Below are 15,413 nucleotides of genomic sequence, written 5' to 3'. Positions count from 1 at the left end.
TCGCGGGATGTAAAACCCGTCCTCCCCAAGCTCCCTTCCGCGGAAACCTAACCGGCCGAGAAAATCTCGTATTCCCCTTCCGTTCCCCGGGGCGTTGGCCCCCCCCCCCCCCCCCCCCCCCCCCCCCCGGGGCGGGCCCCCCCCCCCCCCCCCCCCCCCCCCCGCGCCTGCCTTACTTCTTGTAGTCCTTCAGGCAGAGCAGGAAGTCCTTGCCGTCGCCACTCTGGGTGTACACGTACTGGAAGTCCTTGGCCTCGGCCTCGCACTTGCTGGAAGACAGAGTGTCGGAGAGGAACGAACCGTCGATCTTGGCCAGCACCTCGTACTGAGCGTTCGAGGAGTTGCAGTCGACGACCTCGAGGTCGGGATTGTTGTCACTGGTGCTGCCGCGGTGCATGCAGTCGCCGACGGCAGCGGTGTTGGCGTCGTCCCGGCTGGCGATGAAACCGCCGATGGCCACACCGGCGACCACCACGACGATGGCGATGTTCTTGATCGTCTTGAAGCCGATCTTGCGGCGCGGCTGCTCCGGGGGGACCGGGGTGCCCTGCGGGGGGAATCCAGGCTGACCGGCCTGCTGAGGAAAGCCCGGCTGACCCTGGGCGAAGGGGTTCTGGCCCTGGGGCTGCTGCTGGCCCTGAGTGAACGGGTTGCCCTGAGGCGGCGGAGTGGTCACTTGGAAGTCCCCCTGGAACACGAATGCGTGGCGTGAAAGTACGCGTTGATCAGACGCACGTAAGTTACCGGGCACCACTGACAGCGTCCTCCCGTGCGGGAGCTCTGTGGCATTGATGTGACACTTACTGCCGTTCAAAACGGCTGATAGCTACAGCTACTCCCCCGTAGATAACGGCGATTGTTACCACCAGAGGGACCGATCGGCCGTCCGGCGGCAGCATCAGGGCGGCCACTGCGGCGGCACCGACGAAGGCCACGTTGAACAGGACGTCGTAGAGGGAGAAGATCCGGCCACGGAAGGCGTCGTCGACGGTGGACTGGATGATGGTGTCCGTGGCGATCTTCGCACCCTGGGTGGTCAGGCCCAGGACGAATGCCCCGATCAGCAGGGGGCCACTGGCGAAGGGCAGGCCGAACGCGGGCTCCAGGACCGCGGCGGCCGCCGCGCACAGCATGATCCAGCGGCCGGGCCCGAAGCGTCCCGCGGCCCAGGGGGTCACGACGGCGGCGACGAAGAAACCGGCGCCGGACACACCCAATGCCAGACCCAGAAGGGCGAGTCCCTCCTCCGTCGTGTCGGTCAGGGCGTACCGGCACAGCATCAACAGCATGACGAGCATGGCGCCGTAGCAGAACCTCATCAGGGACATCGCGGCGAGCGCCCAGGCGGCTTCCCTGCGCGAGGGCGCTGCCAGGTGGCGCAGACCTGCCAGCAGATCGTGAGCGGTGCCGGTGAGCGTCGTGACCAGCCCCGGCTGCACCAGTGCCCGGCCGGGGCCCAGCAGGTCCTTCGCGATGCGCAGCGACGCCAGAGCCGCGCACAGGTACAGCGCCGCGCCCACGAGCACCACGGCCGCATCGGAGTCGGAGACGACCAGGCGTACGAGGAAGGCGAGTCCGCCGCCCGCGGTCGCGGCGAGTGTTCCGGCGGTCGGGGAGAGGGAATTGGCGACGACCAGCCGCTCGGAGTCCACCACGCGCGGCAGCGCGGCGGAGAGGCCGGCGAGGACGAAGCGGTTGACGGCGGTCACGCACAGGGCGGAGGCGAAGAGCAGCCAGTCCGGGACTTGGCCGAGGATCAGGACGGCGGTCACCGAAGCCATCAGAGCGCGCAGAAGGTTGCCGTACAGGAAGACCTGGCGGCGGCGCCAGCGGTCGAGCAGGGCTCCGGCGAAGGGGCCGACCAGGGAGTAGGGGAGCAGCAGGACCGCCATCGCGGAGGCGATCGCCACGGCCGACGTCTGCTTCTCCGGTGAGAAGACCACATAGGAGGCGAGTGCGACCTGGAAGACGCCGTCGGCACCCTGGGAGAGCAGCCGGACGGCGAGCAGGCGTCTGAAGCCCTGAAAACGCAGCAGGACGCGCAGGTCACGGACGACGGCCATGGGGCACAGCCTCACATACGGGGAGGGCCCCCAGGACATACGCCCCGGGGACCCTCGACCACCACACGTCAGGTCCTCACCCGCAGGAGGCGGCCCTAGCGCTCGATCTCACCCGTGATGAACTTCTCGACGTTCACGCGGGCCTCGTCGTCGAAGTACTGCACCGGCGGGGACTTCATGAAGTACGAGGAGGCCGACAGGATGGGGCCGCCGATGCCGCGGTCCTTGGCGATCTTCGCGGCGCGCAGGGCGTCGATGATGACGCCGGCGGAGTTCGGGGAGTCCCAGACCTCGAGCTTGTACTCCAGGCTCAGCGGGACGTCACCGAACGCGCGGCCCTCGAGACGCACGTAGGCCCACTTGCGGTCGTCCAGCCACGGCACGTAGTCGGACGGGCCGATGTGGACGTTCTTCTCGCCGAGGTCCCGGTCGGGGATCTGGGAGGTGACGGCCTGCGTCTTGGAGATCTTCTTGGACTCCAGGCGCTCCCGCTCGAGCATGTTCTTGAAGTCCATGTTGCCGCCGACGTTCAGCTGCATCGTGCGGTCCAGGACGACACCGCGGTCCTCGAACAGCTTCGCCATGACACGGTGCGTGATGGTGGCGCCGACCTGGGACTTGATGTCGTCACCGACGATCGGCACCCCGGCCTCGGTGAACTTGTCCGCCCACTCCTTGGTGCCGGCGATGAACACCGGGAGGGCGTTGACGAAGGCGACCTTGGCGTCGATGGCGCACTGGGCGTAGAACTTCGCCGCGGCCTCGGAACCGACGGGCAGGTAGCAGACCAGGACGTCGACCTGCTTGTCCTTGAGGACCTGGACGACGTCGACCGGCTCCTCGGCGGACTCCTCGATGGTGGCCTGGTAGTACTTGCCGAGCCCGTCGAGGGTGTGGCCGCGCTGGACCGTCACACCGGTGCTGGGGACGTCGCAGATCTTGATGGTGTTGTTCTCGGAGGCGCCGATGGCGTCAGCGAGGTCGAGGCCGACCTTCTTGGCGTCCACGTCGAAGGCGGCGACGAACTCGACGTCGCTGACGTGGTAATCGCCGAACTGGACGTGCATCAGGCCCGGCACCTTGGACGCCGCGTCGGCGTCCTTGTAGTACTCGACGCCCTGCACCAGCGACGCGGCGCAGTTGCCCACACCGACGACGGCTACGCGAACCGAACCCATTCCGGTTGCTCCCTGTGTGTACGAGTGAGGCCCTGAGCGGGACTCACGTGGCGGTGTCGTCGGGCGAATCCGGCCGGGGATGGTCCCCGGACCGGGGCAGGTCGCCCGACGCTCCAGTTGTCGTGTCCTGTCGAGGGGGCGCCCCGGAGGCGGGACCCTTGAGGTCCCGACCGGCCCGCTCGCTCTCGATGAGCTCGTTCAGCCAGCGCACTTCCCGCTCCACGGACTCCATCCCGTGGCGCTGGAGCTCGAGCGTGTAGTCGTCGAGACGCTCCCGGGTCCGGGCCAGTGAAGCGCGCATTTTTTCCAGGCGCTCCTCCAGCCGGCTGCGGCGGCCTTCCAGCACACGCATGCGTACGTCGCGTGATGTCTGTCCGAAGAAGGCGAACCGCGCAGCGAAGGTCTCGTCCTCGTACGCGTCGGGGCCCGTCTGGGAGAGCAGCTGCTCGAAGTGCTCCTTGCCGTCGGCCGTCAACCTGTAGACGATCTTGGCGCGGCGGCCCGTGAGCGGAGCGGCGAGGGCGTCCTCGGTGGTGTTCCCCGGCTCCTCGATCAACCAGCCGTTGGCGACCAGCGTCTTGAGGCAGGGGTAGAGCGTTCCGTAGCTGAAGGCACGGAACACACCCAGTGACGTGTTGAGTCGTTTGCGCAGCTCATAGCCGTGCATCGGGGACTCGCGGAGCAGGCCGAGGACGGCGAACTCGAGGATCCCGGAACGCCGGCTCATCGTCGCCTCCTCTCTGCCGCGGTCGTGCCGTGACGGTCTCTGGGGTGGCTCATCGCCATCTTTATGCCGAGCTGATGTATCGACTCGATACATCGCGACGATAGAACGGCCTCGCGGCTGGGGCAAGAGGGGGTGGGGTGAACGGGGTCACATCATCGATTCAATGCGAGCAAGTTGCCTGATTTGAGCTGAACTTCTGTGCTCGACGGGTTTTGGCGGTGCGTAGTCTGTGCGCCATGCACAACACCGGGAACCGAGTTACGCGTGGGGGCGTCCTCGTCCCTGGTGCAGTACGGGATGAATGCGGGACCCACCGCATCCGTACTTCGGGGGGACCGGAAACCAGTTGCCGTTTCCAGGCGCGCGAGAATGCGCCTGCCCGAGGAGTAGTCGTTCGATGAGCGAGCACCGTCGCAAACCGCAGCAGCCGCAGGGAGGCGGACGTGCCGCGGCCCGACGCGGCCAGTCCGGCTCGTCCTCCGGCCGCCGCGCGGCACCGCGAGGCGCCACCGGGTCTCCGTCCGATTCCTATGGGTCGGACTCCCGCGACTCGGGTGGTGAGGGCCATACCTATGGAAGCCGCGCCGAAGCGCGACGCGCGGCACAGAGAGGCGGGGGCCGCCGGGCCGGTTCCACCGGGCCCGGCCGGGGGCGGTCAGCGCCTCCCGGTAAGAAGCGGATCATCGACTATCCGCGCCACGACAAGGACGGCTGGCATCGCTGGATGCCGTCCTGGAAGTTCGTCACCGGGCTGTGCATCGCGTTCTTCGGCAGCATGGTGGTTGCCGCGGGGCTCGGATACGCACTGGTGAGCGTGCCCGTCGTTGCCGAGACCGCCACGGCGCAGAACAACGTCTACTACTGGTCCGACAATACGCAGATGGTCGCGACGGGTGGTGAGCGCAACCGCCAGATCGTCAACCTCGAGCAGATCCCCAAGGCGATGCAGAACGCGGTCATCTCCCAGGAGAACAAGACCTTCTACCAGGACAGCGGCATCGACCCCAGGGGCATCGCCCGCGCCGTGCTCAACATGGCCACGGGTGGCGAGACGCAGGGCGGGTCCACGATCACCCAGCAGTACGTCAAGAACGCCATGCTGGACGACCAGTCGCAGACGCTCTCCCGCAAGGTCAAGGAGATGTTCGTCTCGATCAAGGTGGGCACCGACGTTAAAAAGGACAAGATCCTCGAGGGCTACCTGAACTCGGCGTACTACGGACGAGGTGCCTACGGGATCCAGGCCGCGGCCCGCGCGTACTTCGACAAGGACGCACTCGAGCTCAACGAGGGCGAGTGCGCCCTCCTGTCAGCGATCCTCAAGGGTGCCACCTACTACGATCCGGCCGGTGCGACCTCCATCGACCCGGTCGGTGCCACCCGTGAGAAGAACGAGGAACGCGCTCTGAACCAGATGCAGGACACGCTGGACAAGATGGTTGAGTACGGCCATCTGGATCCTGCGGACAGGGCCAAGTACACCAAGCTGCCCAAGGTGCAGAACCCTCGGTCGAACACCGCGCTGAGCGGGCAGATCGGTTACCTCGTGGACCTCGCCAAGGCGTACATCGTCAACAACAGCGAGGAAACCGGTATCACCGCAAGCCAGCTGGAACAGGGTGGCTACTCGATCTATACGACCTTCGACAAGAAGAAGGTCGCGGAGCTCGAGAAGGCGGTCAAGAAGGTCTACAAGAAGAACATCAAGCCAGAGGAACGCCCGGACACGGACACCCACGTCCAGTTCGGCGGAGCCTCGGTGGATCCTGCGACCGGTGCGATCAAGGCCATCTACGGCGGCACCGACGCGACCAAGCACTTCACCAACAACGCGGACGCGACCGGTGCCCAGGTCGGTTCGACGTTCAAGCCGTACGTGCTGGCGGCTGCCATGAAGTGGGGCGTCCGGGACCCCGAGGGGGACCCGGTGCAGGCCCAGGACGAGCGTACGAAGGTGTCCGAGAAGAGCCTGTACAGCGGCAAGAACAAGCTCAAGATCAAGGAGTACGACGGTTCGGTCTGGCAGAACGAGAAGGGCGAGCAGTGGCAGCAGGTCAATGACGGCGACGAGTCACGCGGCACCCCGCCCGATTACAAGATCGACCTCCGCGAGGCGATGCAGTTTTCGGTGAACTCCGCGTTCGTTCAGCTCGGCGTGGATGTCGGCCTCGACAAGGTGAAGGCCTCCGCGATGGACTCCGGGCTCCTGGAGAGCAGCCTCGCCGGAACGAACTACCCGTCGTTCTCCCTCGGTACCTCCAGCCCCAGTGCGATCCGCATGGCGGGTTCGTACGCCACCTTCGCGGCCAGTGGCGATCAGCGCGATCCGTTCTCGGTCAAGAAGGTGACGAGCAAGGACGGCACGGTCTACACGCACAAGACCCAGACCAAGCAGGCGTTCACCGCTCTGGTCGCCGACAACGTCACGGACGTCCTGAAGACCGTCGTCGAGGACGGAACCGGCACCAATGCCCAGCTCGAGGGCCGCGAGGTGGCCGGCAAGACCGGTACCACGGACGGCAACAAGTCCGCCTGGTTCGTCGGCTACACCCCGCAGCTGTCCACCGCGATCAGCATGTTCCGGTACCCCGACGACGAGACCATCAAGAACCGCCAGTTCCTGGAGATGTACGGAACAGGTGACCAGGAGTCGATCCACGGTGCCTCGTTCCCTTCCGAGATCTGGGCGGACTACATGGAGGACGCGCTGAAGGGCCAGAAGGCGGTGCCCTTCCCGACGCCGGAGCCCATCGGCGAGATCGTCAACGACACTCCGTCGCCGACCGCCTCTGCCTCCCCCACCGAGACCGAGGAGGAGACTCCGTCGGCGTCTCCGACCACTTCGGAGCCGGAGCAGCCGGAGCCCAGCCGTCCCACGGCGAGTGAGACCGCTACCTGTGGAGTCTTCGACTTCAAGTGTGAGGACGAGGACGACACGGGCGGCACCGGGCCAGGTGGCTCGGACGCCGGTGGCACGGACGGCGGGGTGACCAGTTCACCGTCGGCTTCGGAATCGGAAGAGGAAGGCGCCAACCGGGGCAACGGCAACGGAAACGGCAATGGTGCTCTTTTCGGAGGCCCGGCCGGGTAGCCGCGCTTTCGCCCGACTCGGGTGTTTCACGTGAAACATGGGCCGCCGTACCCCTCGGGTGCGGCGGCCCTCGGCATGGGCCCCGGTACGTACGGCAGGATGTGCGGCATGCCCAGTGGAGAATCGACGCAAGCGAGCGTCCACGAGCCGGATCTGGTGGGGCCGACCCGGGAGGACAAGGTCGCCAAGGCCGGCAGCGAGCTGATCGGCGGTCCGCTCGGGCGGCGTGCCCTGCTGGGGACGTCCTGGTGGACCCCGGTCCGGGTGATCGCGCTCGTGGCGATCGGTATGTTCACCCTCGGCCTGGTCCAGAAGGCGCCCTGCTACAACGGCGCGTGGTTCTTCGGTGCAGGCTCCCAGTACACCCACGCGTGCTACTCGGACATCCCGCACCTCTACCAGGGGCGGGGCTTCGCCGACGGTCTCGTACCGTACTTCGACCAGCTCCCCGGCGACATGCAGTACCTCGAGTACCCGGTGCTGACCGGTGTGTTCATGGAGGTCGCGTCCTGGCTCACCCCCGGCAGCGGGAGCATCCAGGACCAGGAACAGTGGTACTGGATGGTCAACGCCGGAATGCTCATGGTGTGCGCGGCCGTCATCGCCGTCTGCGTGACCCGCACGCATGCCCGGCGGCCCTGGGACGGCCTGCTGGTCGCCCTGGCGCCGGCCTTCGCCCTGACCGCGACCATCAACTGGGACCTGCTGGCGGTCGCGCTGACGGCCGCCGCGATGCTCATGTGGTCGCGTAGCCGGCCTCTGGCCTTCGGAATCCTCCTGGGGCTGGCCACGGCCGCCAAGCTCTACCCCGTGCTCCTCCTGGGACCGCTGCTGGTGCTGTGCTGGCGTGCCGGACGTTGGCGGGAGTTCGGGAAGGCCCTGGGCGGTGCCGTCGTCGCCTGGGCCGTGGTGAACGGGCCGGTGATGTTCTTCGCCTTCGACGGCTGGTCGAAGTTCTACACGTTCAGCCAGGAGCGGGGCGTCGACTTCGGTTCCTTCTGGCTGATCATCGCCCAGAACTCGTCCGACCCGCTCAGTACCGAGACCGTCAACACCCTCGCCACACTGCTGATGCTGCTGTGCTGCGCGGGGATCGCCGCGCTGGGCCTTGCGGCTCCCCGCCGACCGCGCTTCGCGCAGCTCGCCTTCCTGGTCGTCGCGGCGTTCATCCTCACCAACAAGGTCTACTCGCCCCAGTACGTCCTGTGGCTGGTGCCCCTGGCCGCCCTGGCCCGGCCGAAGTGGCGGGACTTCCTGATCTGGCAGGCCTGCGAGGTGGCCTACTTCCTCGGCATCTGGATGTACCTCGCGTACACGACCAGCGGAGACGCCCACAAGGGACTGCCTGCCGACGGCTACCACTGGACCATCGCTCTGCACCTGCTCGGGACGCTCTACCTGTGCGTCATGATCGTGCGCGACATCCTGATGCCGGACCGGGACCCGGTGCGTCGGTCCGGTGACGACGATCCCTCGGGCGGGGTGCTGAACGGAGCGGAGGACGCCTTCGTGCTCGGTCCCGCTGCTCGGCCCGCTCGGGACGCCGTGCACTTCGACGGGCCGCAGGTCGAGTGGGGCAGGACCGACGCCCCGGGCGGTTCGCTCTGAGCGAACGGCCGGCGGCCGGGCGGGTGGCAGGTTACCCCGGACACTGGTGAAGGCACGGGGAAGGGCCGTGCACGGGAGCACCGTGTACGGCCCTTCTCGTGTCCTGATGCCGGCTCAGGCGCTGCGACTGTCTTCCCCGCCTGTTCCGTGCTCTCCGCGCCTCGTACCGCTCAGCGGTCGAGGATCCGGTCGAACTGCGTGGTCGTGTGCCGCAGGTGGGCCACCAGCTCCTCACCGACCTGCGGTTCCGGCGCGTCCGAGGGAACGAACAGGATCGACACCTGCATGTGCGGCGGCTCGGCGAACCAGCGCTGCTTGCCGGCCCAGACGAACGGAGAGAGGTTCCTGTTCACCGTGGCCAGTCCGGCACGGGCAACGCCCTTGGCGCGCGGCATGACGCCGTGCAGAGCCTTGGGAGCCTCCAGACCCACCCCGTGCGACGTGCCCCCCGCCACGACCACCAGGAAACCGTCGGACGCGGCCTTCTGCTGCCGGTAGCCGAACCTCTCGCCCTTGGCTATGCGCGTGACATCCAGGACGGCACCGCGGTATTCGGTGGCCTCGTGGTCCCCCAGCCACAGCCGCGTGCCGATCCGGGCGCGGAACCGCGTCTGCGGGAACTGCTGCTGCAGCCGGGCGAGTTCCTCGGCCTTGAGGTGGCTGACGAACATGGTGTGCAGGGGAAGGCGGGCTGCTCGCAGTCGGTCCATCCAGCCGATGACCTCCTCGACGGCGTCCGAGCCGTCGGTGCGGTCCAGGGGCAGATGGATGGCGAAACCCTCGAGCCGGACGTTCTCTATGGCGGAGTGCAGCTGGGGCAGATCCTGCTCGCTGACGCCGTGCCGCTTCATCGAGGACATCACCTCGATGACCACCCGGGCGCCGACCAGGCCGTACACGCCGTCGACCGACGAAACCGAGCGGATGACCCGGTCGGGCAGCGGGACGGGTTCCTCGCCGCGCCGGTACGGCGTCAGTACGAGCAGATCGCCGCCGAACCAGTCCTTGATCCGGGCAGCCTCGTACGTCGTGCCGACGGCGAGGACGTCCGAGCCCAGCCGGGTGGCCTCCTCGGCCAGCCGCCCGTGTCCGAAGCCGTAGCCGTTGCCCTTGCAGACCGGGACGAGTCCCGGGAACTGCTGCTGCACGTGCTTGTGATGCGCCCGCCAGCGCGCGGTGTCGACGTAGAGCGTGAGCGCCATGGCCGGACCTGGAACCTTTCTCGTGGCTGCGGTGTGTAGAAGGGTTGAGAGCTGTGGGAACTGGTGGAGCGAGCTGCGTGCGGAGCCGGTGTCAGCGGCGCGACATGTAGATGTCGAGCGCCTTGTGGAGCAGCTTGTTCAGCGGGAAGTCCCACTCGCCGAGGTACTCGGCGGCCTGGCCGCCCGTGCCCACCTTGAACTGGATCAGGCCGAAGAGGTGGTCGGTCTCGTCCAGCGAGTCGGAGATGCCGCGCAGGTCGTAGACGGTGGCACCGAGCGCGTAGGCGTCGCGCAGCATCCGCCACTGCATCGCGTTCGAGGGCCGGACCTCACGGCCGATGTTGTCGGACGCGCCGTAGGAGTACCAGACGTGACCGCCGACGATCAGCATCGTCGCCGCCGACAGATTGACGCCGTTGTGCCGGGCGAAGTACAGCCGCATGCGGTTGGGGTCCTCGGTGTTGAGGGCGGTCCACATGCGCTGGAAGTACGACAGCGGGCGCGGCCGGAAGTGGTCGCGCACGGCGGTGATCTCGTACAGCCGCTGCCACTCGGGCAGGTCGTTGTAACCGCCCTGGACGACCTCGACACCGGCCTTCTCGGCCTTCTTGATGTTGCGGCGCCACAACTGGTTGAAGTTCTTGTGGACCTCTTCCAGGGAGCGGTTCGCCAGCGGCACCTGGTAGACGTAGCGGGGCTGTACGTCGCCGAAACCGGCCCCGCCGTCCTCGCCCTGCTGCCATCCCATACGGCGCAGTTTGTCGGCGACCTCGAAGGCGCGGGGCTCGATGAAGTCGGCCTCCAGGTCGCGCAGACGCTTCACGTCCGGGTCCTGGATGCCCTTCTTGATGGTCGTCGCCTCCCAGCGTCGGATGATCACCGGCGGGCCCATCTTCACGGAGAACGCGCCCTGCTGCTTCAGGTGCGCGAGCATCGGCTCGATCCACTCCTGAAGATTTGGCGCGAACCAGTTGATGACCGGGCCTTCGGGGAGGTAGGCCAGGTAGCGCTTGATCTTGGGGAGCTGCCGGTAGAGGACGAGGCCGGCACCGACGATCTCGCCGGTCCGGTCGTCGAACCATCCGAGGTTCTCCGCGCGCCATTCCGCCTTGACGTCCGACCAGGCCGGGACCTGCATGTGACTGGCCGACGGCAGGCTCTGGACGTATGCCAGATGCTGCTCTCGGCTGATGGTCCTCAGGGTCAGGCTCATTCGGGGCGCTCCTCGGGCTGGTGTGTCCCCATGGGTTCAGGGGCTCCGGCTCTCGCGCGAAGCCTACTGCGCCGCGGGTGCGCCTCGGTTGGGCACACGGGACCTGCGCCCCGGCCCGTCACGGCCGGGGCGCTCCACGGTATGCGGGAGGAGGCGCCGGGTGTCAGTCGATGAGCCCGCCGAACAGACCGCCGTGCGACATGCCGAGGAAGAAACCGATCGCCGCGGCACCCAGCCCCAGGATCAGGCCGAAGCGCTCCCGCGTCGTCTCCGAGATCCACTGGCCGTACGCGCCGGTGAGGATTCCCACCAGGCCGGCCCAGGAGCTGAGCAGGTGCAGATGTTGGAACATCGCGGTGACGAGGGACGTGACCCCCAGCACCAGGGTCACCGCGAGCAGGACGCCCTGGACTGGGTGGGGCTTGCCGTCCGTGGCGAAAAGGCCTCCGGCGGTGTTGGGTCGCAATGCCTGTGCCATGGGCACCTCCTGCGAAAGGCGGCGCATCGTAGCGCCGTACACACCCGATGTGTACAGACTGACGGGCTTCCGGGCCGGATTTCAACCGGAAGCCGCTGTGCAGGTACTCTGTACCGTCTGCACCGGTGTCTGTCCGGACGGATCCAGTCACGTTCAGGACAGGACCACGGGTCCATCCCGGCCGAGCTGGAGAAACCGCCACCCGACCTCGATTGTCAGTGGCGGCTGTTCTACTGACAGGCATCGTTGCGCAACGCATCACGACCCTCCTGCCACGGAACGACCGTGGCCGCTGAGTCCAAAGGAGGTGGGTTCCACATGCGTCACTACGAGGTGATGGTCATCCTCGACCCCGATCTCGAGGAGCGCGCTGTCTCCCCGCTGATCGAGAACTTCCTTTCTGTCGTCCGGGATGGCGGCGGAAAGGTCGAGAAGATCGATACCTGGGGGCGTCGTCGTCTCTCGTACGAGATCAAGAAGAAGCCCGAGGGCATCTACTCGGTCATCGATCTGCAGGCCGAGCCTGCGGTCGTCAAGGAGCTCGACCGCCAGATGAACCTGAACGAGTCGGTCCTCCGGACCAAGGTCCTTCGCCCCGAGAACCACTGAGCCCTTCCGCTCAGCTGGTCCCGGGATCCGAGTAGCAGCACAAGCAGCCAGCAGCAAACCCGCCGAGAGGTTCCCCCATGGCAGGCGAGACCGTCATCACGGTCGTCGGCAACCTTGTCGATGACCCCGAGCTGCGCTTCACCCCGTCCGGTGCGGCCGTCGCGAAGTTCCGTGTCGCGTCGACTCCCCGCACCTTCGACCGCCAGACGAACGAGTGGAAGGACGGCGAGAGCCTGTTCCTGACCTGCTCGGTCTGGCGTCAGGCGGCGGAGAACGTCGCCGAGTCGCTCCAGCGAGGCATGCGCGTCGTCGTGCAGGGCCGGCTGAAGCAGCGGTCCTACGAGGACCGTGAGGGCGTCAAGCGCACGGTCTACGAACTGGACGTCGAAGAAGTCGGCGCCAGTCTGCGCAACGCCACGGCCAAGGTCACCAAGACCACCGGCCGCGGTGGCCAGGGTGGTTACAGCGGCGGCGGCAACCAGGGTGGTGGCGGCTGGGGCGGAAGCTCCGGCAGCGGCCAGCAGGGTGGCGGCGCTCCGGCCGACGACCCCTGGGCATCCGGCGCTCCCGCCGGCGGCCAGCAGGGCGGCGGTGGCCAGGGTGGCGGCGGCTGGGGCGGAGGCTCCGGCAGCGGCGGTGGCGGTGGCGGCGGCTACTCGGACGAGCCCCCCTTCTAGGCGGGGCTGCACCACACTTCTTGATCACACAGGAGATACATCATGGCGAAGCCGCCTGTGCGCAAGCCGAAGAAGAAGGTCTGCGCATTCTGCAAGGACAAGGTCACGTACGTGGACTACAAGGACACGAACATGCTGCGGAAGTTCATTTCCGACCGCGGCAAGATCCGTGCCCGTCGCGTGACCGGTAACTGCACCCAGCACCAGCGTGACGTCGCCACGGCTGTCAAGAACAGCCGTGAGATGGCGCTGCTGCCCTACACCTCCACCGCGCGATAAGGGAAGGGTGACCGACTCATGAAGATCATCCTCACCCACGAGGTCTCCGGCCTCGGTGCCGCGGGCGACGTCGTCGACGTCAAGGACGGTTACGCTCGCAACTACCTGGTTCCGCGGAAGCTCGCGATCCGCTGGACCAAGGGTGGCGAGAAGGACGTCGAGCAGATTCGTCGCGCTCGCAAGATCCACGAGATCCAGACCATCGAGCAGGCCAACCAGGTGAAGGCCCAGCTCGAGGGCGTCAAGGTCCGCCTCGCGGTCCGCTCCGGCAATGCCGGTCGTCTCTTCGGTTCCGTCACGCCGGCCGACATCGCTTCCGCGATCAAGGCCGCCGGCGGCCCTCAGGTCGACAAGCGTCGCATCGAGCTCGGCACGCCGATCAAGACCCTCGGCGCCCACGAGACGTTCGTGCGTCTGCACCCCGAGGTTGCCGCCAAGGTCGACCTCGAGGTCGTCTCGGAGTAAGTGCTGCTCGTTGTAGCAGTGGCATGGGGCCGCACCTTTCAGGTGCGGCCCCATCGCCGTTTCACGTGAAACGCGTGGCTTCAAGTGAAACGGTCAGCGGGCGGCGCCGGTGACGACCCAGCGGCCCGAGCGGGTACGGAACCACAGGGTCAGCAGCCGAACGGTCATCATGAGCGTCATCGTCCCCCACAGCGCGGTGAGCCCACCTCCGAACGCCGGGACCAGCAGGGCGAACGGGGTGAAGACCGCCAGGGTGACCAGCATCGCCCACGCCAGGTACGGCCCGTCGCCCGCACCCATCAGTACCCCGTCCAGCACGAAGACGATGCCGGAGATCGGCTGGGACAGCGCGACGATCATCAGAGCCGGCAGTGCGGTGTCCGTGACCGTGGAATCGCTGGTGAACAGAGGCAGGAAGACCGGCCGGGCGAGCACCACGACCACGCCGAGGACAACCCCGACCCCGAAGCCCCACTCCACCATGCGACGGCATACCTGGCGGGCCCCCTGGGCGTCTCCGGCTCCCAGGTAGCGGCCGATGATGGCCTGCCCGGCGATCGCGATGGCGTCCAGCGCGAAGGCGAGCAGGCTCCACAGGGAGAGGATGATCTGGTGAGCCGCGATGTCGGAATCGCCGAGTCGGGCGGCAACGGCGGTGGTGATCATCAGGATGGCTCTGAGCGAGAGGGTCCGTACCAGCAAGGGCATGCCGGCCTGGGCAGAGGCTCTGATCCCCGCGAGGTCCGGGCGTAGTGAGGCGCCGTGTTTGCGTGCGCCCTTCAACACCACGACCAGATAGACGGCAGCCATGCCCCACTGGGCGATGACCGTGCCCCAGGCGGAGCCCGCGATGCCGAAACCGGCGCCGTAGACCAGCACGACATTGAGAACGCCGTTGGCGGCGAAGCCGCCGACGGCGACGTAGAGAGGGGTCCTGGTGTCCTGCAGTCCGCGCAGGACGCCGGTCGCGGCGAGCACGATCAGCATGGCTGGTATGCCGAGTGAGGAGATACGCAGATAAGTGATCGCGTAGGGGGACGCGGTCTCCGAGGCGCCGAACAGATCCACGAGGGCGGGTGCCGTGGGCAGGAGCACGGCGACGACACCGGCCCCGAGGAACAGGGCGAGCCAGATTCCGTCCATGCCCTGGCGGATGGCTGAGGGGAGATCGCCGGCACCGACTCGCCGGGCGACAGCGGCCGTGGTGGCGTAGGCGAGGAAGACGAAGACACTGACGGCGGTCATCAGAAGGGCCGAAGCGACGCCGAGTCCGGCGAGCTGTGCTGTGCCGAGATGGCCGACGATGGCGCTGTCTGCCATGACGAAGAGGGGCTCGGCGACGAGGGCGCCGAATGCCGGTACGGCCAGCATGACGATCTCTCGGTCGTGCTGCCGTCGGGCGGCTCGAGGGCGCGCGGGGGCCTGTGTCATGCGCACCAATCTAATCGTCCACAGGTAAGAGATGCAATGCTTCTTAGACCCTTACGTCATGGCGCAGGGTGTGTGCTTGCATACAGCACTTGAGGGGATCTTGGCCGGAGAGGGATTTTTTTTGTTCTGCACAGGCGGTGGATGATGAAATGCCAGGTCAGCGCCCTCCTTGCGGATCAGTACGGCTCTTGTTCACAGGGCTGTCCACCGGGTCGTGCACAGGTTTGGCGGACTTCTCCACAGCATTGGGCCCGTCGTCCACATGCCCTGTGGATAACCAGATTGGCTGACGGTGCATACGGGCCTACGGTGGTCCGGCGCCCGCTCCGTCTGCCGGTTTCCAAAAAGTCATAAAACCGGCGCGCGACAACCGGAGTCGGGCGTCCTATTTG

14 protein-coding genes are annotated in these 15,413 nt (G+C 67.1%); 6 read left to right on the top strand and 8 right to left on the bottom strand.

The annotated features are described in order from the left end of the window. Positions 1 to 172 precede the first annotated feature (172 nt). The 4 genes from ACIF80_RS19620 to ACIF80_RS19605 all read right to left on the bottom strand — a co-directional run bounded on the left by ACIF80_RS19620 (position 173) and on the right by ACIF80_RS19605 (position 3,968). Positions 173 to 676 carry a hypothetical protein gene (locus tag ACIF80_RS19620; RefSeq protein WP_399806108.1) on the bottom strand — a complete coding sequence of 168 codons (504 nt, stop codon included), beginning with the start codon at positions 674 to 676 and terminating at the stop codon, positions 173 to 175. A 124-nt stretch (positions 677 to 800) separates the two neighbouring features. After that, a complete protein-coding gene (locus ACIF80_RS19615) occupies positions 801 to 2,063 on the bottom strand; it encodes an MFS transporter (protein WP_399806107.1) in 1,263 nt (420 codons plus the stop codon). Between the two features lie 95 nt (positions 2,064 to 2,158). Next, positions 2,159 to 3,241: an inositol-3-phosphate synthase gene (locus ACIF80_RS19610; RefSeq protein ID WP_399806106.1), complete on the bottom strand. Its 1,083-nt coding sequence runs from the start codon at positions 3,239 to 3,241 to the stop codon at positions 2,159 to 2,161. A 43-nt stretch (positions 3,242 to 3,284) separates the two neighbouring features. Continuing rightward, a complete protein-coding gene (locus tag ACIF80_RS19605; RefSeq protein WP_399806104.1) occupies positions 3,285 to 3,968 on the bottom strand; it encodes a helix-turn-helix transcriptional regulator in 684 nt (227 codons plus the stop codon). Between the two features lie 397 nt (positions 3,969 to 4,365). On the opposite strand from ACIF80_RS19605, the gene ACIF80_RS19600 reads away from it, so the two are divergent. Both ACIF80_RS19600 and ACIF80_RS19595 read left to right on the top strand, forming a co-directional pair. Then, complete coding sequence (locus ACIF80_RS19600; RefSeq protein WP_399806102.1) at positions 4,366 to 7,059, top strand: transglycosylase domain-containing protein; 2,694 nt, start codon at positions 4,366 to 4,368, stop codon at positions 7,057 to 7,059. A gap of 99 nt (positions 7,060 to 7,158) precedes the next feature. Beyond that, positions 7,159 to 8,667, top strand: a complete 1,509-nt coding sequence (locus ACIF80_RS19595) for a glycosyltransferase family 87 protein (protein WP_399806156.1) — start codon at positions 7,159 to 7,161, stop codon at positions 8,665 to 8,667. A gap of 170 nt (positions 8,668 to 8,837) precedes the next feature. Here the strand turns inward: ACIF80_RS19595 and ACIF80_RS19590 are convergent, their stop codons facing one another. The 3 genes from ACIF80_RS19590 to ACIF80_RS19580 form a co-directional block, all read right to left on the bottom strand. Next, positions 8,838 to 9,869 carry an alanine racemase gene (locus ACIF80_RS19590; RefSeq protein ID WP_055592314.1) on the bottom strand — a complete coding sequence of 344 codons (1,032 nt, stop codon included), beginning with the start codon at positions 9,867 to 9,869 and terminating at the stop codon, positions 8,838 to 8,840. Positions 9,870 to 9,960: 91 nt separating this feature from the next. Beyond that, complete coding sequence (gene femX, locus ACIF80_RS19585; protein WP_399806100.1) at positions 9,961 to 11,082, bottom strand: peptidoglycan bridge formation glycyltransferase FemX; 1,122 nt, start codon at positions 11,080 to 11,082, stop codon at positions 9,961 to 9,963. A gap of 163 nt (positions 11,083 to 11,245) precedes the next feature. After that, positions 11,246 to 11,560, bottom strand: a complete 315-nt coding sequence (locus ACIF80_RS19580; RefSeq protein WP_399806098.1) for a hypothetical protein — start codon at positions 11,558 to 11,560, stop codon at positions 11,246 to 11,248. A 318-nt stretch (positions 11,561 to 11,878) separates the two neighbouring features. Here ACIF80_RS19580 and rpsF point away from each other — a divergent pair, with 318 nt between their 5' ends. The 4 genes from rpsF (at position 11,879) to rplI (ending at position 13,590) form a co-directional block, all read left to right on the top strand. Further along, on the top strand, positions 11,879 to 12,169 hold the full coding sequence (rpsF, locus tag ACIF80_RS19575) for a 30S ribosomal protein S6 (RefSeq protein WP_055571119.1): 291 nt from the start codon (positions 11,879 to 11,881) through the stop codon (positions 12,167 to 12,169). Between the two features lie 77 nt (positions 12,170 to 12,246). Continuing rightward, a complete protein-coding gene (locus ACIF80_RS19570) occupies positions 12,247 to 12,846 on the top strand; it encodes a single-stranded DNA-binding protein (RefSeq protein ID WP_399806096.1) in 600 nt (199 codons plus the stop codon). A gap of 42 nt (positions 12,847 to 12,888) precedes the next feature. After that, entirely contained in the window at positions 12,889 to 13,125 is a 237-nt protein-coding gene (gene rpsR / locus ACIF80_RS19565; RefSeq protein WP_003949403.1) for a 30S ribosomal protein S18, read from the top strand. Positions 13,126 to 13,143: 18 nt separating this feature from the next. Beyond that, entirely contained in the window at positions 13,144 to 13,590 is a 447-nt protein-coding gene (gene rplI, locus ACIF80_RS19560; RefSeq protein ID WP_399806094.1) for a 50S ribosomal protein L9, read from the top strand. A 93-nt stretch (positions 13,591 to 13,683) separates the two neighbouring features. Here the strand turns inward: rplI and ACIF80_RS19555 are convergent, their stop codons facing one another. Continuing rightward, entirely contained in the window at positions 13,684 to 15,021 is a 1,338-nt protein-coding gene (locus tag ACIF80_RS19555; protein WP_399806093.1) for an MATE family efflux transporter, read from the bottom strand. Positions 15,022 to 15,413 lie beyond the last annotated feature (392 nt).

It is taken from the genome of Streptomyces sp. NPDC085927 (assembly GCF_044540975.1).
Lineage (GTDB): Bacteria > Actinomycetota > Actinomycetes > Streptomycetales > Streptomycetaceae > Streptomyces > Streptomyces hirsutus.
The sequence above is the reverse complement of the archived record's forward strand: the minus strand, read 5'-3'. Positions and strand labels throughout refer to the sequence as shown.